The organism is Ruegeria sp. E5 (genome assembly GCF_056534105.1).
Genome location: NZ_JBQFPA010000001.1, coordinates 64,723 through 85,546 on the forward strand (window position 1 = coordinate 64,723; position 20,824 = coordinate 85,546).

Below are 20,824 nucleotides of genomic sequence, written 5' to 3' on the forward strand. Positions count from 1 at the left end.
GATCAGCTTTGCAACCCGGTGAGGGCGGCGGCGAATTCTTCGGGGTCGAACGGAGCGAGGTCGTCGATTTGTTCGCCGACACCGATGGCGTGGATCGGCAGGCCGAACTTGTCGGCGAGGGCGACCAGTACGCCGCCTTTGGCTGTGCCGTCCAGTTTGGTCATTACGAGGCCCGAGACATCTGCCAGATTGCGGAAGGTTTCCACCTGGCTAAGGGCGTTCTGGCCGGTGGTGGCGTCCAGTACCAGCAGGGTGTTGTGCGGGGCGGTGTCGTCGACCTTGCGGATGACGCGGACGATCTTGGCCAGTTCCTCCATCAGGTCGGCGCGGTTCTGAAGGCGGCCCGCTGTGTCGATCATCAGAAGGTCAGCGCCTTCGTTCTGCGCTTTTGTCAGGGCATCGAAGGCCAGCGAAGCGGGGTCTGAGCCTTCGGGCGCGGTCAGCACCGGGACGCCTGCGCGGTCTCCCCAGACCTGCAACTGCTCGACGGCGGCTGCGCGGAAGGTATCTCCGGCGGCGATGACGACCTTTTTGCCCGCGGCTTTGAACTGGCTGGCGAGCTTGCCGATGGTCGTGGTTTTGCCTGAGCCGTTCACGCCCACGACCAGCACCACTTGTGGGCGCTTGGGGTAGATTGGCATGGGTTTGGCCACGGGGTCCATTACGCGGGCGACTTCCTGCGCCAGAAGCTGCTTGATTTCCTGGGTCGAGAGTTTGCGACCAAAGCGCCCCTCGGCCATGTTGGACGTAACGCGCAGGGCGGTGTCGACGCCCATGTCCGAGGCGATCAGAAGCTCTTCGAGCTGTTCCAGCATGTCGTCGTCCAGCGTGCGGCGGACAACGGTCTTGGATTCATTTCGGCCGAACAGGCGACCCATCAAACCCTTGGATTCTGGAACCTCTGGGGGTGGAGGGGCCGGTGTAGGATCAGTTGGGATCGGAGCAGGGGGCTCGACCGGTTGCGGCGCGGGCGTGGGTTCTGGAACTTCGGGAACCGGTTGCGGTTCGGGTTCTGGTTCGGGGATCACCGGATCAGGATTTGGGGTTTCCTCGCCGCCATCCTCGACAATCGCATCCAGCCCCTCTTCGAGGCGCGATGAGGATTTGAACAGCTTGTCCTTGAGCTTTGAGAAAAACGCCATTTTTGGTCTCCGCAGGTGTTCCCCTCACCTAATGCGGATTGGCGGCAGTTGCAAAGGGTCAGGTAAAGGCGATCAGAAACCCGGCTTGGGCAGCCCAGTAAAGCGGCCAGACCAGATAGGGCGTAAGCTTCAGGGTCGGGTGATTGGCAGGTAGCAGGAACTTTTCAGTCGCAAGCGCCAGGTCCGAGGCGATGAAGGCCATTGCGGCGGGAAGGGCCCAGCGTAAGGCTCCAGTTTCGGGAAGGGCAAGAACGGTGATGCCCATGCCCAGGATGATTGGAATATAAGCGAGGACGGGGATCTTGAGGTCTCCGGCGCGGGGGGTGAGCAGCGTGGCCATAACGATGCCCAGGATGATCAGGAACCAGATGATCGCGGGGTGGTCGAAGATCTGTTCAGGGTTGCTGCTGGGGCTCGTCAAAAATAAGGCGATATAGGCCAAATGCCCCGCAGCAAATGCACCGATGCCTGCCATGAATGTGCTGTCGGTTTCGCGTGACAAAAGGGCATCGCCTATCGCGCAGAAGGTAAGGGCGAGGATCAGGAGCCATGGCGCGCTTGCCAGTATGGCGACGCCTGCCAGCAGCACGACCGATGCTGTTTTCAGCATGCTACGCAGGGTGCCGGCCGGGCGCGCGGTAAGTGGCAGGTAGGTCAGCGCGCAGGCCGCCGCAATCCAGAAAAGAAGTGTCGTCATGGTGCGTCCCCGATGTTTTTGAGGCAATCATCGCCATGATCTCGGCGGTGCATCAAGGCGTGACGTGGAGTTATCTTGCCGATCGCCGCGATGTGGAAAGGTTGAATGGCACTTGTGGGCTGCTTCTGACACAGTGTGGTCATGATCCGAATTTGCTTGATTCTGCTGACCCTTTTCGCTCAGCCCGTTGCGGCGCAGTCGCCTCTGACAGGGCCTGAGTTTGATGCGTATACGCGTGGAAAAACCTTGTATTACGGGTTCGATGGGCAGGCCTACGGAGTCGAACGGTATCTGCCAGACCGCAGAGTCATCTGGTCATTTCTGGATGGCAATTGCATGAACGGGGTTTGGTACGAGCAGGAAGATCAGATCTGTTTCATCTATGAGGATCAACTGGCGCCGCAATGCTGGGTTTTCTGGCAATCCGGAGGCGGATTGATCGCGCAATTTGAGGGTGACCCGACCGCGACCGAGCTGTACGAGGCCGAGGATATTGGCGAAGAGATGTTGTGCTACGGACCGGATGTCGGGGTCTGAAATGGTCGCAGGTCTTCATAGTCCAGCATGACGTGATGTTGAAACGCGGGCCTTTCGGTTAGCCGTTCATAGTATCGACGCAAATGCGGTAACGATGCGCGGACGATGTCGATATCGTAGTAGCGGTAAAGGACGTGGCCGAACTGTATATCCGCCAGTGTAAAATGCTCACCCGCAAGGAACGTGTTTTGGTCCAGCTCCTTGTCTGCGATTGCCAGTTTGATTTCCAAATCGCTGACGGCCCGATGGATCGCTGTTTGGTCCTGCTGTTCAACGGGTGTTCGCACAATTTGCCAGAACACCGGAACGGTGAACGCCATCGCCACGTTGAGTTTCGCCCATTCGGCCCATTTGTCGATCGTGGCGCGCCGGGTAGGATCTGAAGGCCAGAATGCCTGATCACCATATTGGGTGGCCAGATATCGCAGGATGGCGCCGGTTTCCCAAAGCGGTGGGTTGTCGCCATCTTGCAGGACGGGGATGGTTTTGTTTGGGTTCAGTGCCCGAAACGCTGCAGTGTCCAGCCCGCCGAAGCGATGGCCAAGATCGTGACGCTGGCATTCTAGGCCAAGCTCACCCACGCACCACATTAGGGCCTGAACGTTCGAGGATGTTTTACGGCCCCAGATCGTCAACATCGGTCAGAACAACGATCCCTGATCAGGAGGTGCCTGTTTGGATTTCTTGGGTGGCGCCTTGCCCGCAGCCCCGGTGCTGAGGCGACCGTCAGCGAATTCGATCTCAAGAACAGCGTGACCGGAGGCTTGAGCTTTGGTTGTGATGACCTCTCCTTCGGCGCGCACGACGGCGTAGCCACGCCCGAGCGTCGCCTTGTAGCTCAGCGTTTCACGTAGGCGGTCGGTGGCGTCCATCTGCTGGCGCAGGCGGTCCAATCGCGTGGATTGCCCGGTGTTCAGGCGTTCGGATAGGCGATTCAGAGCGTCGCGCCGTGTTTCCAGCTCGCGCTGGATCGGGCGCAGTGACAGGCGTGAGGACAGGTTGCGCCAGCGATCGCGGCGGGTTTCGACAAAGCTGCGCAGGGTCGAGGGGCGCAGGCGGGCCGCACTGTCCAGCAGTTTGACGCGGCGGTTCTGAACACCCCGGATCAGCGCGTTGGGCAGGCGTTCCGAGATTTGGTCGAGCCTTTGGCGCGGGCTTTCCAGCAGTGTATCGGGGCGGGGCAGGGCTCGGGACAGGTCGCGCAGACGCTGGCTGCGGCGTTGCACGGCATCCGTGGAGGCGCGCGACAGGCGGGCCCCTTGTTCGTTGGTCCAAGCCAGCAGTTCCATGCGGACCGGTACGGCAAGTTCGGCAGCGGCGGTTGGCGTAGGCGCGCGGCGGTCCGAGACATAGTCGATCAGGGTGGTGTCCGTCTCGTGCCCGACGGCCGAGATCAGCGGGATTTCTGAGGCTGCAGTCGCGCGCGCGACGCTTTCTTCGTTGAAGCCCCAGAGGTCTTCTATGGACCCACCGCCGCGCGCGACGATAATCAGGTCGGGTCGCGGGAGGGCCCCGCCCGGTGTGAGTTGATTGAAGCCTTCGATGGCGCGGGTCACTTCGGGGGCACAGTTTGCCCCCTGAACCGCGACGGGCCAGATCAGTACTTTGCGCGGGAACCGATCACGCAGCCGATGCAAGATGTCTCGGATCACCGCACCGGAGGGCGAAGTGACAACGCCGATGATCTGCGGCAAGTAGGGCAGGGGTTTCTTGCGTTCAGCCGCAAACAAGCCTTCGGATTCGAGCTGCTTTTTGCGCTTTTCCAGCAATGCCATCAGCGCGCCTTGCCCGGCGACGGCGACTTCATCGACATTCAGGTTGTATTTCGACTGGGCTCCAAAAGCTGTCAGGCGCCCGGTGACGACAACCTCGAGGCCTTCTTCGGGAACAACTGAAAGACCAGAAATCTGCCCTTTCCAAGTTGTGCAGGCCAGCACGTTCCGGTCGTCCTTTATGTCGTAATACAGATGACCCGAACGGGCCTTGAACACGCGGCCCACTTCTCCACGCACACGGATTCGGCCAAAGGTGCCCTCGAGCGTGCGCTTCACCTCGCCTGAGATGTCCGAGACAGTGTATTCGGGGGTGTTCTGACCCGGAATCGGGTCATCTAGCAGGTCGGACATTTCAGCGCCTTGTGTCAAATCTCTGCGCAGCTTAGAACGCCGCGCAGGCAAGGCCAAGCAGATCGGAGCGTTTCATGAATATCCTCATTCTCGGCAGCGGTGGACGCGAGCACAGTCTGGCTTGGGCGGTGATGCAAAACCCCAAATGTGATCGCCTGATTGTGGCGCCGGGGAATGCCGGGATCGCCCAGATCGCAGAGTGCGCGGCGGTGGACATTGAGAATGGCGGTGCTGTGGTCAACTTTGCCGAGGAAAACGCGATTGATTTCGTGATCGTTGGCCCCGAAGCGCCTTTGGCCGCAGGGGTCGCTGACCGGCTGCGCGAAGCGGGTGTGCTGGTTTTCGGGCCCTCGGCAGAAGCGGCGCGGTTGGAGGCCTCAAAAAGTTTCACCAAGGAAATCTGTGACGCATCCGGCGCGCCGACGGCGGCTTATGCCCGGTTCGCCGAGGCTGAGCCCGCCAAGGAATACATCCGTGCGCAGGGGACCCCGATCGTGGTCAAGGCCGATGGGCTGGCTGCCGGGAAGGGCGTGATCGTTGCGATGGACGAGCAAACCGCCCTGAACGCGATTGACGACATGTTCGGCGGAGCCTTTGGTGGCGCGGGGGCCGAAGTGGTGATCGAGGAGTTCATGGAGGGCGAGGAGGCGTCTCTGTTCGTGCTCTGTGACGGAGAGGATATCCTGTCGATCGGCACAGCGCAGGATCACAAGCGCGTCGGCGAGGGCGATACCGGGCTGAACACTGGGGGGATGGGCGCCTATTCTCCGGCCCCGGTGCTGAGCGCCGAGATCGAGGCCCTTGCGATGGATCAGATCGTGCGCCCGACGGTGGCCGAGATGAAGCGGCGCGGGACACCGTTTCAGGGTGTGCTCTACGCCGGTTTGATGATCAAGGATGGTCAGCCCAGGTTGGTGGAGTACAACGTGCGGTTCGGAGATCCCGAATGTCAGGTACTGATGATGCGCCTTGGCGCTCAGGCCATGGACCTGATGCACGCGGCGGCCGAGGGTCGCTTGGCTGAGACGCGGGTGAACTGGGCCGACGATCACGCCATCACGGTCGTGATGGCGGCAAAGGGGTATCCTGGTTCTTATGAAAAAGGCACTGTGATCAACGGCCTGGGTGATCTGGCCGAGGATAGTAGCAACATGGTATTCCACGCGGGGACAAAAGCGGCTGAAGGCAAGGTTCAGGCCGCGGGTGGCCGCGTTCTGAATGTGACTGCGCGTGGGGAAACGCTGAAAGACGCACGCGACCGGGCGTATGACATGGTTGAAGGTGTTGATTGGCCTGAAGGGTTCTTCCGTCGCGACATCGGCTGGCGCGCGCTTTAACTCAGTAGTCGGGCTGCGCCCGGCTTGTTGATTTCGGGGCGAGGGGCCAGCCCCTCGCGCTCCCCGAGGTATTTATGGCCAGATGAAGATCTGATCAGCACTTTAGTGCGTTGGCCAGATCTTTGAGACTGTTGAGTGGTCCGAGGTCTTTTTGTCGCCAGCCTTTGCTGTACGAGACGCCTATGATCCGCGACCAGTCGGCGCTGGCGAGGATCAGCTCAGGGTGCGTTTCGCATTGGCGCAGACCGCCTGAAATAAAATCTTCTCCGATCCTGTGATTGGTAAGGCCAGGGATTGTCGCGATTTCAATGAGTTCACCGTCTTTGTAACGCCAGATGCGCAGAGTTTTCGCAAGGTGTGGGCGGTCGACATAGGCGATCTCGACATGTCCATCACCATCCAGATCGGCGGCACCGATGGGGGCGAGCCAGCGGTTGCGCGTGCCGATATGGGGGGTGGCGGCGATTTTTTGACCGTTTATGTCATAGATCGCCAGTTGAGCACCCGTATGCTGCTGGGTCTCTACAACGATGATTTCAGGTAACCCGTCCTGATCGATATCGGCCAGGCGTGGGGCAAGATCTTCGAATACGCGGTCTTCAGGCAGACGTATTGTAACGGTCGAGCGTTTGGAACTATCGACTTTTCGCCGCGCCGCCGAGGAAATACTTGTTCCGACGCCAATTTCCAAAGCACCGTATTCGATGGAGTCGCCAAGCACACCATGGGCGTAGCTTGTTGTTGGTTCCGTGAAGCGAGCAGATACTTTGGTTTCGCCGCTGGCTGCGGGCATATTCCCCGTTAGCCAAATGCAAACCATCAGAACAGCGCCGCGCGCCCGACGGTGCCAAAGGCGGTTGGGCTGACGCGGCGCATCAGAGTGCATCAGATCTGCTTTTCGGGCATCTGCACAACCAGACCATCCAGCGCGTCGGTGACCTTGATCTGGCAGGTCAGGCGCGAGCGGGCCGGGTCGGGTTCATAGGCGAAGTCAAGCATATCTTCTTCCATGTCGTCCTTGGCGGGGATTCTCTCGACCCAGTCAGGATGAATATAGACGTGGCAGGTCGAGCAGGCGCAGGCACCGCCGCAATCGGCCTCGATGCCGGGAATGTTGTTGTCACGGGCCCCTTCCATGACTGTCAGTCCGTTGGCGACCTCGACTGTATGTTCGGTACCGCCATGCTCGACATAGGTGATCTTTGCCATTGCGTGCGTCTTCCTTTTTCGGTTGTCGAATTCTTCCTTAGTGAAGCGAGTTAAGTGTTTCTAGAGGGAATTGCGACTTGAACGGTCGCGCATGAATGTTCTTATCAACAATATTGTAATTGAGCCTGCGCCGATGTCAGAGGCTTTGATCGATCTCGTGGACCATGTGCAGGTGCACACCTATTCCATATTCGTCGCCCAATACGGGCACGCGCGTTTCAATTTCGACGTTAAATCCAATATGCTCATAAAAACTAACGGCTTCATTGTTGGCGGCTACGTCAAGGCATATCTGATTGCACTCGCCCGCCAAAGCTCGTTTTGTTGCTACTTCAAAGAGTTGGCCGGCAATACCAGTGCCCTGCATATCTGGACTCACGGCGAATTCGAGAATGTAGTAGGAGTTTTGACGCGGGGCAGGAAATAACCGATCCATCCAATGCAAGACAGATTTTAGATGAAGCGCTTCATCTTCGCCAAGAGCATTAGCCTGATTATCCACGGAAAAATCGAAATTCGCAGAATACTCTTCGTCTGTATGCCCAATAAGGAGACCCGCAACCTTGTCGTGTTGCATGGCCGTAAAGGCATGTTTGTATGAATACAAACCCTGTTGCGCACGCCATTCCGTCCCGATGATCTTGTGCAAGACATCCATTTTACCAAACATGTAGCCGTTTAGTTTTGGATCTGTGCTCCAAAGAAGATCGGCGAGAGTCTCGGGCGGAACAGATTTAGAAGCCGATTGTACTATCGCAGTCAAAAGTCACTCCTGATTCTAGCATCCAGAAAATATGACTTGCGATCCAAACATACCCCCTGCTTACCGTTTAAACAAAACGCCCTGTGATTTCTGGTCCCGATGATCTCCCCGCAGGTCTGCGTGCAACGCGCGGCCTGCTATAACCGCAGGACGAGCGCTCATCATGTCCAGCCAACGGGTGAAATGCGGTTTGTCCTCAAGCACCTGTTGCTGGCCTTCCCATAGGCTGGCCCAGCCCCAGATCGACATGTCGGCGATGGAGTAGAAATCGCCGGCGACGTATTCGTTTTCGGCCAGCCTGCGGTCGAGCACGCCGTAGAGACGCCCGACCTCACTGCGATAGCGGTCTTTCGGATAGGGATGGTCTTGTGGCGGGTCCAGGTGTGGAGCGTATTTAAGGAAGTGATGCGCTTGGCCGGCCATCGGGCCTACGCCGCCCATTTGCCACATCAGCCATTCCTCGACTGCGATCCTGTCACGTTCGGATTTGCCGTAGAACCGCCCGGTCTTGCGGGCGAGGTACATCAGGATCGCGCCGCTTTCGAACACCGAAACAGGCGCGCCGTCAGGGCCGTCCGGGTCGACGATGGCGGGCATGCGGTTATTGGGCGAGATCTTTAGAAACTCGGGATCGAACTGGTCGCCCTTGCCGATGTTGATTAAGTGGGTTTTGTAGGGCAGCTCCATCTCTTCCAGCGCGATGGACACTTTCCAGCCGTTGGGCGTGGGCCAGAAATAGAGATCAATCATGGGGCCTCCTTGAGTTTGAGCGATCATGAAGCTTTCTGCACAAACGGCAAGAGCGCGCGTGGCTGTGTTACGAAAGCGTGACCGGTGATCAGTCGGGCTTGACGTGTTCCGGGGCGGGGCGTAAACGCATCTTCATTCATGTGGCGATTTGTTACCGGATTGCGGGCCACGTTAAACAACACCGCTAAAAGGTCAGGATGAAAGACCCCTTTCGCTTGGCCGCGTCTGGGGTTTTTTGTTTGCCTCCAATGCGGGGCTGAAAGGAATGAGATGAGCGAGAGCTGGAACAAACGCACCCAAGCCGTCCATGGCGGCATCCGTCGCAGTCAGTACAATGAGGTTTCTGAGTCGATCTTTCTGACGCAGGGGTTTGTCTACGATAACGCCGAGCAGGCCGAGGCCCGGTTTATCGAAAGCGGCCCGGATGAGTTCATCTATGCCCGTTATGGCAACCCCACCGTGTCGATGTTCGAGCAGCGTATCGCAGCTTTGGAAGGCGGCGAGGATGCGTTTGCCACCGCTTCAGGTATGGCCGCTGTGAACGGTGCGCTGACTTCGATGCTGCAGGCGGGCGACCATGTGGTTTCAGCCAAGGCGCTTTTTGGGTCCTGTCTGTATATCCTCGAAAACATCCTGACGCGTTATGGCGTTGAGGTGACCTTTGTAGACGGCACCGATCTGGACGCGTGGGAGGCCGCGATCCGGCCTGACACCAAGGCAGTGTTTTTTGAATCCATGTCGAACCCGACGCTTGAAGTGATCGACATCACGTCCGTGTCTAAGCTGGCCCATGCGGTGGGTGCGGTTGTAATCGTGGACAACGTGTTCTCGACACCCGTGTTCTCGCGCGCGATCGAACAGGGAGCCGACGTGGTGGTCTATTCGGCGACCAAGCATATTGACGGGCAGGGCCGGGCGCTGGGCGGCGTGATCATCGGCACCAAGGAATTCATCCGTGGCACGGTCGAGCCTTACATGAAGCACACCGGCGGTGCGCTTAGCCCGTTCAGCGCTTGGATCATGGTCAAAGGTCTTGAAACTATGGCCCTGCGTGTGAATGCGCAAGCTGACAGCGCACAGAAGATTGCAGAAGCTTTGGAAGGGCATTCGGCGCTGGAGCGGACGCTGTATCCCGGGCTGAGAACCCATGCGCAAAACGCGTTGGTGCAAGAGCAGCTGGGCGGCAAGGGCGGTACGGTTCTATCGCTGGACATCAAGGGCGGCAAAGCGGCGGCGTTTGCTTTCCTGAATGCGCTGACGATCCCTGTGATCTCGAATAATTTAGGCGATGCCAAGTCGATCGCAACCCACCCGGCCACCACAACGCACCAGCGTCTGAGCGACGAACAACGCGATGAGTTGGGTATCACGCCGGGCCTGATCCGCCTTTCGGTGGGGCTGGAAGATGCCGATGATCTGCTCGCGGATATCGAACGCGCTTTGGCCGCCTCGCAGAGCTAGGACAGCGCCTATGACCCATGATCAGGCGGGTGTGATCCGCCTGATCGGGCGCTTTTGGTTGAAAAGTGACGGTTTTTTCCATCTAATTTCGATCCGGGATGATATTCGGCGCGTATCGTTCCGGACTGGTAATTAAACCTCGGTGGTATATAACCGTCGGCCTAGCAAGGGATCCGTGCCAATGAACATTCATCCGCGCGACATCAACGAGACACCCGATCACGATCAGGCCGCAGCAGCGCTCAAGGTGCTGCGCGAATGGGCGAAATCAGCCTCGGCGGCCGAGATCAGTCAACTGGACCCGGCCATTGCGCAGCTTGTCCCGGGGCTGTTGCCGTCAAACTATCCAGCCCTGTCGCGCGAATATCCCCAAGGGTTCGAGGCGGATGCAGCCTACAAGGCCACATTGCCGGATCTGCAAAACGGTCCGTCCAGCCTGATCCGGGGTTCGATGCAGCAGATCCAGCATGTCGGCATCTCGAATTTCCGTCTGCCGATCCGGTTCCATCGCAAAAGTGGTGCCGAGCTGACACTTGAGACCTCGGTCACCGGGTCTGTCAGCCTTGAGGCCGAGAAGAAGGGCATCAACATGTCTCGGATCATGCGGTCCTTCTACAAGCACGCCGAGCGCACCTTTAGTTTTGAGGTGATGGAGGCAGCGCTGAACGACTATCTGACTGATCTGGATAGTTTGGATGCGCGCATACAGATGCGGTTTTCCTATCCCGATCGGATTGAGAGCCTGCGTTCGGGCTTGTCCGGATACCAGTATTACGACATCGCGCTGGAACTGGTTGATCAAGGCGGGGAACGTCTGAAGATTATGCATCTGGACTATGTCTATTCGTCCACATGCCCTTGTTCATTGGAACTTAGCGAACACGCGCGCGCAACCCGCGGGCAGTTGGCGACGCCGCATTCCCAGCGCTCGGTGGCGCGGATTTCGGTGGTTATCGATTGCAACGCCGATTGTCTGTGGTTCGAAGATCTGATCGCGCTGTGCCGCCGCGCGGTGCCGACCGAAACTCAGGTGATGGTCAAGCGCGAAGATGAACAGGCCTTTGCCGAACTGAACGCGGCCAATCCCATATTCGTGGAAGATGCCGCGCGTCTGTTCTGCGCCGAGCTGCAGGCCGATCATCATGTCGGCGATTTCCGTGTGATCGCCAGCCATCAGGAAAGCCTGCACAGCCATGATGCAGTCTCGATTCTGACCGAAGGTCCAACCTTCGAATCCGCGAGCCTGGACCCGCGTTTGTTCACGACGCTGTTTCATGTGGGCTGATTGACCCCGCGGAAGCTGCTGGAAAAACAGTCAAAAATCCTGCATGGGCGCTTTTTTGCCGCAATGCAGCAGGAAATGCTGCATCTGCACCCTGAATTGCGCTAGATTGTCCCCGAGTGCAGCTGCTGCGCATCCGTAAAAACCGGGTCGCGCAGCCCGAAAGGAAACCGGGACGTGCAACGCCTTGGACCGCCAACCTGCAAATCCGCCCGGACGATTGGGGCGGGCGGGGTCCTTTACTCATCTACCCGCTGCCTCGGTTTTATCAGGAGAGACATGCAATGAATCCGATTACTCAACCGCTTGAGTTTCAGGCAGCCGCCATCCGGATGGCCGGTTACGCAATGGCCAGTCAGATGGAGATCATGCAGATCATGACCCGCGCGGCTTTTGATCTGCCGATGACACCTCTGCACGGACTGAAGACAGCCGAGGCACCCGCACCGGTTGCCCGCGAAGTGGCGACACCAGCAACGCGAAAGCCAGCCAGACCGGCTGCAAAAGCCAAGGTTGCAGTAAAGCCTAAAGAGGCGCCGAAACCCAAAGCAGCACCAAAGCCGAAGGCGGCGGCTAAGCCTGCGGTGGCACCTGCGCCGAAAGCGGCGGCTCCTAAGGTTGCGGCCCCTGCACCCAAGGCGGCCCCGGTAGCCAAACCGGCTGTGAAAGCAGCACCGGAGAATGCCAAAGTACCTGCAAAACCCGCCTCGAAAGCGGCCAAGCCAGTATCAACGGCGGCCAAGCCGGTTGCGGAGTTCAAATCTTCCGCACAGGCCAAGGCACGACCGGCAGCCACAGCGCCAAAAGCATCGGCAAACACGGCAAAATCGGCGCCCAAGGCACCTGCGGTGGCTAAGCCCGCCCCAGCCAAGCCCGCTCCGGCAAAAGCTGCGCCTCGGGCCACAGCGGTTCCGAAACCTGCCGCTGGAAAACCTGCGACGAAGAAACCCGCAGCTGCGTCGGCTGAGCAGGCCAAACCGGCACCGCGTCGTGCACGCGCCCCGTCGAAGCCACCCGCGATGCCGGGCGTTGAGATAAAATCCGACAGTTAACACGGATCATCTGCTTGACACCGTCGGGCTGGCGCGCCAACGCTGCCCGTCATGATGGATCTTCGCCCGGTCGGATATGTGATTGGCCTGCTGGTCGCCATTCTAGGGGCGACCATGCTGCTGCCTATGCTTGTCGACATGATCGAGGGGCGGGGCGAGTGGCATGTTTTCTTTGAAAGCGCGGTCATCACACTGCTGACCGGCAGTGTTCTTGCGATGAGCTGTTCCAACGGGGTGGGCGAAGGTTTGACCATCCGTCAGACATTCTTGCTGACCTCGGGTGTCTGGGTGGCGTTGCCGGTTTTTGGCGCAATTCCGTTTCTGTTCGGGGAAACTGAACTGCGTTTCGTCGATGCCTATTTCGAGGCGATGTCGGGGCTGACCACCACAGGTTCAACCGTGATCTCGGGGCTAGACGAACTGCCACAGGGCTTGTTGCTCTGGCGGGGCGTTTTGCAATGGTTGGGGGGCATTGGAATCATCGTCGTGGCGATGGTGTTCCTACCCGAGCTGCGCGTTGGTGGGATGCAGATTTTCCGCTCGGAAGGGTTTGAAACCATGGGAAAAATTCTGCCCCGTGCGCAAGAGATCGCCGGGCAGATTTCCTTGATCTACGTATTTCTGACGGTGGTCTGCGCATTGGTCTATGCCGGTTTCGGCATGAGCTTTTTTGACGCCGTCGTACATGCCATGACCACAATCGCGACGGGCGGGTTTTCAAACTATGACAGCTCTTTCGCCCGGTTTTCGGGACCTCTGGAATATGCCGCTGCCATCTTCATGATCCTCGCGGCGCTGCCATTCGTGCGGTATGTGCAATTGGCCAATGGTCACACAAGCTCGTTGTGGAAAGACAGCCAGATTCGGGCGTTTCTGGCAACCATCGTGGTTCTGGTTGTGATTATGTCGATCTTCCTGACTTCGGTCTTTCCGCACCATTGGGAGCAGGCATTCCGCGAGTCGCTGTTCAACATCACATCGATCATTTCGGGCACCGGGTACGCGAGTGTCGACTATATGGGCTGGGGCAGTTTCCCGGTCATGTTGTTCTTCCTGATCGGATTGATTGGCGGTTGCGCGGGGTCCACCGCGTGTTCGATCAAGGTGTTCCGCTATCAATTGCTGTTTGCGTCGATTAAAACCCAGCTTAGCCGAATTCGTTCGCCGCATGGTGTGTTCGTGCCGCGCTATGATGGACGACCGATCAGTCGCGACGTGCTGACCTCGGTCATGAGTTTCTTCATGTTCTTTGCACTATCGATGGGGGTTCTGTCGTGGGCACTGGCCCTGACCGGGTTGGACTTTATCACCTCGGTATCGGGGGCCGCGACGGCACTGGCTAATGTGGGGCCGGGGCTGGGGGAACAGATCGGGCCAGCAGGCAACTTTGCGGGGCTGAATGACGGCGCCAAGTGGCTGCTGACGATCGGGATGCTGGTCGGACGCCTTGAACTGTTGGCTGTCTACGCAATCTTTACCGTTCAATTCTGGAGAGGCTAATGAAACGACCCCTTGGGGCGCAGATCTCGCACATGCTTAAGGATCGTGGCGTTGACGTGATCTTTGGCATACCGGGCGTGCATAATCAGGAAATGTATCGCGGTATCGAAGAGGCCGGGATCACGCATGTTCTGGCCCGGCACGAGCAGGGGGCTGGTTTCATGGCCGATGGATATGCCCGCGCGTCTGGCAAGCCGGGGGTGGCCTATGTGATCACCGGACCGGGCCTGTGCAACATCATCTCGCCGATGGGGCAGGCTTATTCGGATTCGGTGCCGATGCTGGTGTTGTCTTCTTGCCTCGAAGAGACACAAGCACTGCGTGGCCAATTGCATCAGATGAAGGATCAACGCGCTGCGGCCGAGACAGTTACAGACTGGTCCTGTCAGGCGAACGATGCCAAGGCTGCCTATGGTCTGATCGAGCGCGCCTTCGAAGAGTTTGAGCTGTCGCGCCCGCGACCGAAACACATTCAGGTACCCATCGCGCAATTGGAGGCCGAGGCAGCGCCTGCACCTTTTCCAAACCAAACTGCCTTGCGCAACCAGACTGTTCCACCGGATGTGGCACCGGTTCTGTCGCTGCTGAATATCGCGCAGCGGCCTTTGTTCATATTAGGCGGCGGGTGCCGGTCTAACCTTTGGCGACAGATCCTGACCCAGTTGGGGGCGGCGTGCTTCACGACATATGCCGGTCGCGGGCTGGCCGGGTCCGATTATCCGCTGGATTTCGGATCGATGCTGCCACGACCGGGCAGCGCCAAAGTAATTGCCTCGGCTGATCTTGTCGTTGTTGTCGGTGCTGAACTGGGCGAGGTTGATCTGTGGCGCCATGATCTGGGCCACAACGCAACTATGGTGCGTGTTGATCTGGACCCGCAAGTGCTGTCAGACCACCATCGTGCGGCTGTCAAACTGCAGGCAGATGGTGAGAGTTTTGCGCATGCGCTGTGGGCAGTGTCCGATCAGGTAAAACCAGCCGCTGGTTGGTCTGCGGACGAGGTGCGCGAGGCGCGCGCACGCTGGCGGGCCGAGGTAGATGCCGAGCGCCCGGGCATTGTCCCCGTGGTCGATGCACTCAGGGCGGCCATGCCCTTGGATACGATGATTTATTCGGACATGACCCAATTCGCGTATGTCGCGAAAGAAGTCTGGGACATGGGCTTTCCTTATCATTGGCACCACCCGACTGGATTTGGCACGCTGGGGTACGCCCTGCCAGCCGGGATCGGTGGTGCAGTAGCACGGCGGGGCAAACCCACAGCGGTCATCGCGGGTGACTATGGTTTTCACTACACAATGCAAGAGCTTGGGGTTGCTGTCGAACTCGGCCTGCCGCTACCCATCATTCTGTGGGACAATGGTAAACTCAAAGAGATTGAAGAGAGCATGGTGCGCGGTCAGATCGCGCCCAATGCGGTGATCGCGCGAAACCCGGATTTCTGCAAACTGGCCGAGGCGTTCGGGGCGCTGTCAGCTGCACCGAAGACGCTGGATGAGATGCAGGCCGCAGTGCGCGCCGCCTTTCAGGCCGAGGTTCCCACATTGATACGGGTCACACCGGATATCCTGTAAACCTATGAAAAAAGGCGTGCACCTTCGTGCAGCGCCTTTTCCCTGAACCTGATTGTTCAGTCCCAGCAGTGCACCAGAACGGTCATTCCGTTGGCTCTGCGGCTCAGTTCGTTGGGTGAAATCTGGGCTGAGCCTTGCGCGGGCTGACCTGAGATGCCCGCCTTGGTCAGAACTTCGGTCAGACGTGCCACATTCGCCGCAAGGCTGACCGAGTCGGGCAGGGTACGCCCATCGGAAGGGGCAGGTAGCAACATGCCAACAACGCTGCCGCTATCGTCAAAAACAGGTCCTCCCGCGTCGCCGGGCTGGGCGGACAGTGCAAGGCGTTTGACGCCATCTTCTCCATTCAGGCCGCGGATATCAGCGATTTCGCCAAAGGTCAGAGTAGGGGCACCCAATGCGCCTTCGTAAGAAAAGCCCGAAACAGCGACCTGAGACTGAATACGCGGAACGCCCGCGCGGAACTCGGCAACACTGATCGGGGCTAGGGTCTTGCTAGGACGCAGCACAGCGACACCAAGGTCGGCATCCTGCCAAGCCAGCTGAACCTCTTGGTCACCGTCCAGCGTGATGCGGGTGCAGCTTTCAGCGGCCTCGGTGACCGTCAGAACCGTACCATCAGCGTCGGCGAAGAAGCCCGATCGCGATAGCCGCGGTTTGCGGATTTGCAGTCCTGACATCAAATCGATGCGCTGGTCAGCATCCGCTCCGGCACCGGCATCCAGTACGGCATCGGTCGTGGCAAAGCTTGCGCGCATCGCGGCCAAAACTCGGGCGCGGCGGGCCTCATCCCCGGCGGGCCAGACCAGCGTGAAGCCTTTGATCTTGCCGTCCTTCAGCGCCGCCTGCGTGAACGAGATAACCCCGTTGCCACGCCCCTCAATCGTAAAGCTGTTGCCGCGCAGGTTACGTTCACCGTCCAGGGGGACGATTTCAAGCGATTGCATCACCTGATAGAGCGCCCGCAAAGTCGCGGCGGAGCCTTCCTGAGAGATCAGCAGCGCCTTGGCGTCCAGATCAGAGGTGGGGTTGAAATGGGCAAACGGAGCTTCGTAGCGGTCAAAGCCCAAGACACCCAGCGGCATATCCAGTTCGATCCCGGCTTGCGGGTCCGAATGCCGCGCCATGCCGACGCTGGTAAGCGGGGCGTTATAGTCATCCATCAGGGTCTTGCGCTGCGCCGTGGTCAGAACGCCGGTCGCCTCGAAACCGTTGAAGCGCTGCCAATCACCCATCGAGCGGCGGGTGCCCTGTCCAAAAGCGCCGTCGATGGTCGAGTTGTAGAATCCGGCGGCCTGCAGTGCAGTCTGCAGGTCCTTACGCTCTTGCGCGGTCAACAGGCGCTCGCCTTGCAGCGCCTGCGAACGGGTTTCATCCGCGTCCTGCAGGGTCAAACCGGCCAAAGGTTGTTCGGGTTGCGGCTCGGGCTGGACAGGGGCGGTGACCACGCCGCGGTTCAGGATGTTGGCGCCGATGGGCCAGAACTGTTGCCCCAGCGCGCTGGAAAAGGCGATGAAACTGTCCGAGGGAATCTGACGCTCGGCCCGGTAAACGCGCAGAACCTGTTCGGCGTCGTCGCGCAAATAGGGCCCGATAACAATGGCATACCAGCCGGAATTCAGGCGAAACCCGTTCACATCAGGCAGCGCGTTCGCATAGGCCTGCGCCCGTTCCTGCGCCTCGCGCAGCGACGGCTGCGCCTCGATCTGAACAAAGACGCCCGCATCTTGCTGGGCAAAAGCGGCGCGCAGGCCGAAGAGGAAAAAGAATATAGTAACCGTAAATACGCGTGTCATTGTCTGCCCGTGTTATGCAGTGTTTTCACTTTCGCGCAGATTACGCGGAATCGCTGCCCGATTGCCATGCCCGGAATACGGGGAATTCTGGGTGTGGCTGCGCAGTGACAGAGTGGCCGATTGGCCCGTTGACGCCTTTGGATGCCTTGCATAGGAAGGGCCGAACCTACCGGAACCGGGCGCTCCGCGCGTCTAAGGGAAATGTCATGACCGAACCCAAAAGCGCACCACGTTCATTTCAGGAGATTATCCTGCGGCTTCAGACCTATTGGGCGTCGAAAGGCTGTGCGATCCTGCAACCCTATGACATGGAGGTCGGCGCGGGTACGTTCCACCCCGCAACCACACTGCGCGCGCTGGGGTCCAAGGCTTGGGCGGCGGCCTATGTTCAGCCTTCACGCCGCCCGACGGACGGGCGCTATGGCGAAAACCCGAACCGGTTGCAGCATTACTATCAGTATCAGGTGCTGATCAAACCCAGCCCGCCGGATCTGCAAGAGCTGTATCTGGGCAGCCTTGAGGCCATCGGTATCGACATGGACCTGCACGACATCCGCTTTGTCGAAGATGACTGGGAAAGCCCCACGCTGGGCGCGTGGGGTCTGGGTTGGGAAGTCTGGTGCGATGGCATGGAAGTCAGCCAGTTCACCTATTTCCAGCAGGTCGGCGGCCACGACTGTACGCCGGTTTCGGGCGAGTTGACCTATGGTCTGGAACGTCTGGCGATGTATGTACTGGGCATCGATCATGTGATGGATATGCCATTCAACGATCCGCAATCACCTAGCCCGCTGACCTATGGCGACATCTTCAAGCAGACCGAAGAGGAATACGCCCGCTGGAACTTTGACGTCGCCAATACCGAGGTCTTGCTGCGCCATTTCGAAGAAGCTGAAGCCGAATGCGCGGCCATTCTGGCGCAGGAGCATGACGATCCGAAGACGGGCAAGCGCATCATCATGGCGCATCCCGCGTATGATCAGTGCATAAAGGCCAGCCACATCTTCAACCTGCTGGACGCGCGCGGGGTAATCTCGGTGACCGAACGGCAGGCCTATATAGGTCGCGTTCGCGCGTTGGCTAAGCAATGCGCCGATGCGTTCGTGCAGACCGAGGCGGCCGGGTTCCAGGTTTGATGCAACGCCTAGGCCAGACCGGGCAACAACGCCTTCAGGCCGTCTGCGATCATGCTGATTGCGATTGCTGCAAGGATCATGCCCATGAAGCGGCTCATGATCACGCGCGCATTTTCCGACAGCCGTTTGGCCAGTGCCGAGGCGTTCCAGAACGTCCCCAACAGCAAAGCGACGACAAACAGAAATACGCCTGCATAGACAATGGCTTCGACCGGTGTCTTGATGTGATGCGCGTAGAGGATCAAGGTCGTGATCGTACCGGGCCCGACCAGTATCGGAAAGGCCAAGGGATAGAACGCAACCGTTTCGGGCGCGGGGTAGGATTTCTTTTCTCCATCAGTCCCGTGATGCGAGCTGCTTTCGTTTCCGTTCAGCATGTTCAGCCCGATCATCAGGACGACAAGGCCACCAGCGACACGCAAATCATCGACGCTGATGCCGAACAGCCCAAGCGCCTGACTGCCGATCGCGGCGAAGGCTCCACCAAGGATCAAGCAGTAGAGCGCGGTTTTCACAGCCACTTTGCGTTGATCCGAAACGGGCAGGTCTTGCGTAACACTCAGGAACACGGGCAGGTTGGTGATCGGATTCATGATCGCGAACAACGCGCCGAAAAATCCGACGGCAAGGGTGGTTTCCATGCGTGTAGCCTCGTTTCTGCCCGTACTGGTTGGGAAACTGTCCTATTTTCTGCGAACTTGAAAGAGGCGGCGTAAACGATGACTGGAAAATTGGTTGCGCTAATCCTTCTGATTTCTGGAGTTCTGGCCGGTGCTGGCATGTATTACCTGCAGGTTTATGGATTCTATTATGAGGTAGAACCGCGCCCGGGCCAGGATGTGGTCCTGCTGGCGCAAGGGGCGGAAGCGCCCGAAGCCATCGCCTATTCTGGGTTTAAGGCCATTGACGCCGACAGTTCTCCGATCCGGTATCGGGCCTGTTTCGAAACCGAGTTGAGGCCGGATCAAATGGTGGATTTTACCCCTGTCGAGAACCCCGAGCCATTGACCGCGCCAGGGTGGTTTGACTGCTACGACGCAGTTGCGCTGGCCGACGTATTGAAATCGGGTCAAGCACAGGCTTTCTTGGGCACCAAGAACATCCATTATGGTGTCGACCGGATCGTTGCCATTACACAGGATGGTAAAGGCTACGTCTGGCATGCGCTGAACAATTGCGGTGAAAAGGCCTATGACGGCACGGTTGTGGGCGAGGAGTGCCCACCCAGGCCCGAGGGCTGATGCAGATGGGGATGGTCGTTGAGATACCGGAGTTCCTGACAGCAACGCTGGGCTTTGCGGTCTATCTGCTGGGGGCAGAGATCAACGCCCGTGTCGCACAATTGCGCAGCTTCAACATCCCCGAGCCGGTAACCGGGGGCCTTCTTGCCTCGCTCGTGGTATTGGCGCTGTATCTTGGTTTCGGCATTGAGCTATCCTTTGGCTTGACCGCACGAGACTTTCTATTGGTTCTGTTCTTTGCCGGGATTGGTCTAAATGCCCGTCTGTCCGATTTGATTGCGGGCGGCAAGCCTTTGCTTTTGCTTCTGATTTTGACGCTTCTGACCATCGTTGCGCAAAACGTGATCGGCGCTGCGGGGGCCGCGATGTTCGGTTATCCGGCGCAAGCCGGGGTGCTGTTCGGGTCTGCTGCGCTGATCGGGGGGCACGGAACCGCGATCGCCTGGGCCCCCGAAGTTGCGGGCGCCACCGGTTTGAGTGGCGCAACCGAGTTGGGGGTGGCCGTGGCCACATTGGGTCTCGTGCTGGCCGCTCTGGTCGGGGGGCCGATTGCGCGGCTGCTGATCGAGGGGCGCAATCTCAGCCCCGAACGCCCCGGGGAAGAGCATACGGTGGGCCTGCCCAATGAGGTCGACCAGAAATCCGAGATTGATCATCTGACAATCATGCGGGTGCTGCTGTATCTCAACCTCGCGATCATTTCAGGCGCGATCCTGAGCGAAGCAATCAGCGCCGCAGGGCTGAAACTGCCGTTGTTTGTGCCCTGCCTTATCATGGGGATCGTGATTGCCAATCTCCGCGCCATGTTCGCGCCGAATGCCAAGCCGGTCTCACGCACGCCCTCGCTGGCGCTGATCTCGGAATTCGCGCTTGGTGCATTTCTGGCGATGTCGCTGATGAGCCTTCAACTGTGGACCATCGCCGAACTGGGCCTTGCGATTGCGGTGATCATGACCGCCCAGACCCTGTTTGCCGTGGTGTTCGTGATCTGGGTTCTGTTTCCGTTGATGGGATCGAATTACCGCGCCGCCGTTCTGGCCGCCGGGTTCGGGGGGTTCGCTCTGGGTGCTACCCCCACAGCTATCGCAAATATGACCGCCGTAACCAAGCGATATGGCCCGTCGCCTATTGCCTTTATCGTACTGCCCCTTGTATCCGCATTCTTTGTGGACATCGCCAATGCCATCGTCATTCAGACGATTGTCAATTTCTAAGGACCGA

General features: G+C 58.9%; 20 protein-coding genes and 1 riboswitch. Of the genes, 10 read left to right on the forward strand and 10 right to left on the reverse strand.

The features are described 5' to 3' along the window. Positions 1–2: 2 nt before the first annotated feature. Both ftsY and ACR0BI_RS00385 read right to left on the reverse strand, forming a co-directional pair. Positions 3–1,142 (reverse strand): signal recognition particle-docking protein FtsY, encoded by a 1,140-nt coding sequence (gene ftsY, locus ACR0BI_RS00380; protein WP_170645841.1) that lies wholly within the window; start codon positions 1,140–1,142, stop codon positions 3–5. Positions 1,143–1,200: 58 nt separating this feature from the next. Further along, positions 1,201–1,839: a lysoplasmalogenase gene (locus ACR0BI_RS00385; protein ID WP_170645842.1), complete on the reverse strand. Its 639-nt coding sequence runs from the start codon at positions 1,837–1,839 to the stop codon at positions 1,201–1,203. A gap of 141 nt (positions 1,840–1,980) precedes the next feature. On the opposite strand from ACR0BI_RS00385, the gene ACR0BI_RS00390 reads away from it, so the two are divergent. After that, positions 1,981–2,376 (forward strand): hypothetical protein, encoded by a 396-nt coding sequence (locus ACR0BI_RS00390; protein WP_170421058.1) that lies wholly within the window; start codon positions 1,981–1,983, stop codon positions 2,374–2,376. On the opposite strand, the gene ACR0BI_RS00395 is transcribed toward ACR0BI_RS00390, so the two are convergent. Together ACR0BI_RS00395 and xseA are read right to left on the reverse strand one after the other, a co-directional pair. Beyond that, positions 2,352–3,014: a glutathione S-transferase family protein gene (locus tag ACR0BI_RS00395; RefSeq protein WP_480561775.1), complete on the reverse strand. Its 663-nt coding sequence runs from the start codon at positions 3,012–3,014 to the stop codon at positions 2,352–2,354. The two genes, ACR0BI_RS00390 and ACR0BI_RS00395, sit on opposite strands and share 25 nt — an antisense overlap. A 3-nt stretch (positions 3,015–3,017) precedes the next feature. After that, on the reverse strand, positions 3,018–4,502 hold the full coding sequence (gene xseA / locus ACR0BI_RS00400; protein WP_480561773.1) for an exodeoxyribonuclease VII large subunit: 1,485 nt from the start codon (positions 4,500–4,502) through the stop codon (positions 3,018–3,020). Between the two features lie 74 nt (positions 4,503–4,576). Here xseA and purD point away from each other — a divergent pair, with 74 nt between their 5' ends. Continuing rightward, complete coding sequence (gene purD, locus ACR0BI_RS00405) at positions 4,577–5,839, forward strand: phosphoribosylamine--glycine ligase (RefSeq protein ID WP_480561771.1); 1,263 nt, start codon at positions 4,577–4,579, stop codon at positions 5,837–5,839. Positions 5,840–5,933: 94 nt separating this feature from the next. Here the strand turns inward: purD and ACR0BI_RS00410 are convergent, their stop codons facing one another. The 4 genes from ACR0BI_RS00410 to ACR0BI_RS00425 form a co-directional block, all read right to left on the reverse strand. After that, the gene (locus ACR0BI_RS00410; RefSeq protein ID WP_480879046.1) at positions 5,934–6,632 is read right to left on the reverse strand and encodes an FG-GAP repeat domain-containing protein; all 699 of its coding nucleotides are present in this window, start codon (positions 6,630–6,632) and stop codon (positions 5,934–5,936) included. Between the two features lie 92 nt (positions 6,633–6,724). Next, entirely contained in the window at positions 6,725–7,048 is a 324-nt protein-coding gene (locus ACR0BI_RS00415) for a 2Fe-2S iron-sulfur cluster-binding protein (RefSeq protein WP_170393530.1), read from the reverse strand. 136 nt (positions 7,049–7,184) lie between these two features. Further along, positions 7,185–7,811, reverse strand: coding sequence for a GNAT family N-acetyltransferase (locus tag ACR0BI_RS00420; protein ID WP_480561767.1), 627 nt, complete (start codon positions 7,809–7,811; stop codon positions 7,185–7,187). Between the two features lie 60 nt (positions 7,812–7,871). Further along, complete coding sequence (locus tag ACR0BI_RS00425) at positions 7,872–8,561, reverse strand: glutathione S-transferase N-terminal domain-containing protein (protein WP_480561765.1); 690 nt, start codon at positions 8,559–8,561, stop codon at positions 7,872–7,874. A gap of 130 nt (positions 8,562–8,691) precedes the next feature. Further along, positions 8,692–8,769: riboswitch (SAM riboswitch) on the forward strand. Positions 8,770–8,831: 62 nt separating this feature from the next. Between ACR0BI_RS00425 and metZ the strand changes: the two genes are divergently transcribed. The 5 genes from metZ (at position 8,832) to ACR0BI_RS00450 (ending at position 15,430) form a co-directional block, all read left to right on the forward strand. Further along, complete coding sequence (metZ, locus tag ACR0BI_RS00430; RefSeq protein ID WP_480561763.1) at positions 8,832–10,022, forward strand: O-succinylhomoserine sulfhydrylase; 1,191 nt, start codon at positions 8,832–8,834, stop codon at positions 10,020–10,022. 181 nt (positions 10,023–10,203) lie between these two features. After that, positions 10,204–11,307, forward strand: a complete 1,104-nt coding sequence (folE2, locus tag ACR0BI_RS00435; RefSeq protein WP_170511035.1) for a GTP cyclohydrolase FolE2 — start codon at positions 10,204–10,206, stop codon at positions 11,305–11,307. 281 nt (positions 11,308–11,588) lie between these two features. Beyond that, positions 11,589–12,356, forward strand: coding sequence for a hypothetical protein (locus ACR0BI_RS00440; RefSeq protein WP_480561761.1), 768 nt, complete (start codon positions 11,589–11,591; stop codon positions 12,354–12,356). Positions 12,357–12,407: 51 nt separating this feature from the next. After that, complete coding sequence (locus ACR0BI_RS00445) at positions 12,408–13,856, forward strand: TrkH family potassium uptake protein (RefSeq protein ID WP_170393516.1); 1,449 nt, start codon at positions 12,408–12,410, stop codon at positions 13,854–13,856. Further along, positions 13,856–15,430: a thiamine pyrophosphate-binding protein gene (locus tag ACR0BI_RS00450; RefSeq protein WP_480561759.1), complete on the forward strand. Its 1,575-nt coding sequence runs from the start codon at positions 13,856–13,858 to the stop codon at positions 15,428–15,430. Before ACR0BI_RS00445 ends, ACR0BI_RS00450 begins: the two co-directional genes overlap by 1 nt. Positions 15,431–15,486: 56 nt before the next feature. Here the strand turns inward: ACR0BI_RS00450 and ACR0BI_RS00455 are convergent, their stop codons facing one another. Further along, positions 15,487–17,226, reverse strand: a complete 1,740-nt coding sequence (locus tag ACR0BI_RS00455; RefSeq protein WP_480561757.1) for a serine protease — start codon at positions 17,224–17,226, stop codon at positions 15,487–15,489. Between the two features lie 206 nt (positions 17,227–17,432). Here ACR0BI_RS00455 and ACR0BI_RS00460 point away from each other — a divergent pair, with 206 nt between their 5' ends. Further along, a complete protein-coding gene (locus ACR0BI_RS00460; protein WP_480561755.1) occupies positions 17,433–18,362 on the forward strand; it encodes a glycine--tRNA ligase subunit alpha in 930 nt (309 codons plus the stop codon). Between the two features lie 8 nt (positions 18,363–18,370). Here the strand turns inward: ACR0BI_RS00460 and ACR0BI_RS00465 are convergent, their stop codons facing one another. Next, on the reverse strand, positions 18,371–19,003 hold the full coding sequence (locus ACR0BI_RS00465; protein ID WP_480561753.1) for a MarC family protein: 633 nt from the start codon (positions 19,001–19,003) through the stop codon (positions 18,371–18,373). 78 nt (positions 19,004–19,081) lie between these two features. On the opposite strand from ACR0BI_RS00465, the gene ACR0BI_RS00470 reads away from it, so the two are divergent. Together ACR0BI_RS00470 and gltS are read left to right on the forward strand one after the other, a co-directional pair. After that, a complete protein-coding gene (locus tag ACR0BI_RS00470; protein WP_170635552.1) occupies positions 19,082–19,603 on the forward strand; it encodes a DUF6446 family protein in 522 nt (173 codons plus the stop codon). A 5-nt stretch (positions 19,604–19,608) separates the two neighbouring features. Continuing rightward, positions 19,609–20,817 (forward strand): sodium/glutamate symporter, encoded by a 1,209-nt coding sequence (gene gltS / locus ACR0BI_RS00475; protein WP_170596125.1) that lies wholly within the window; start codon positions 19,609–19,611, stop codon positions 20,815–20,817. Positions 20,818–20,824: the final 7 nt, after the last annotated feature.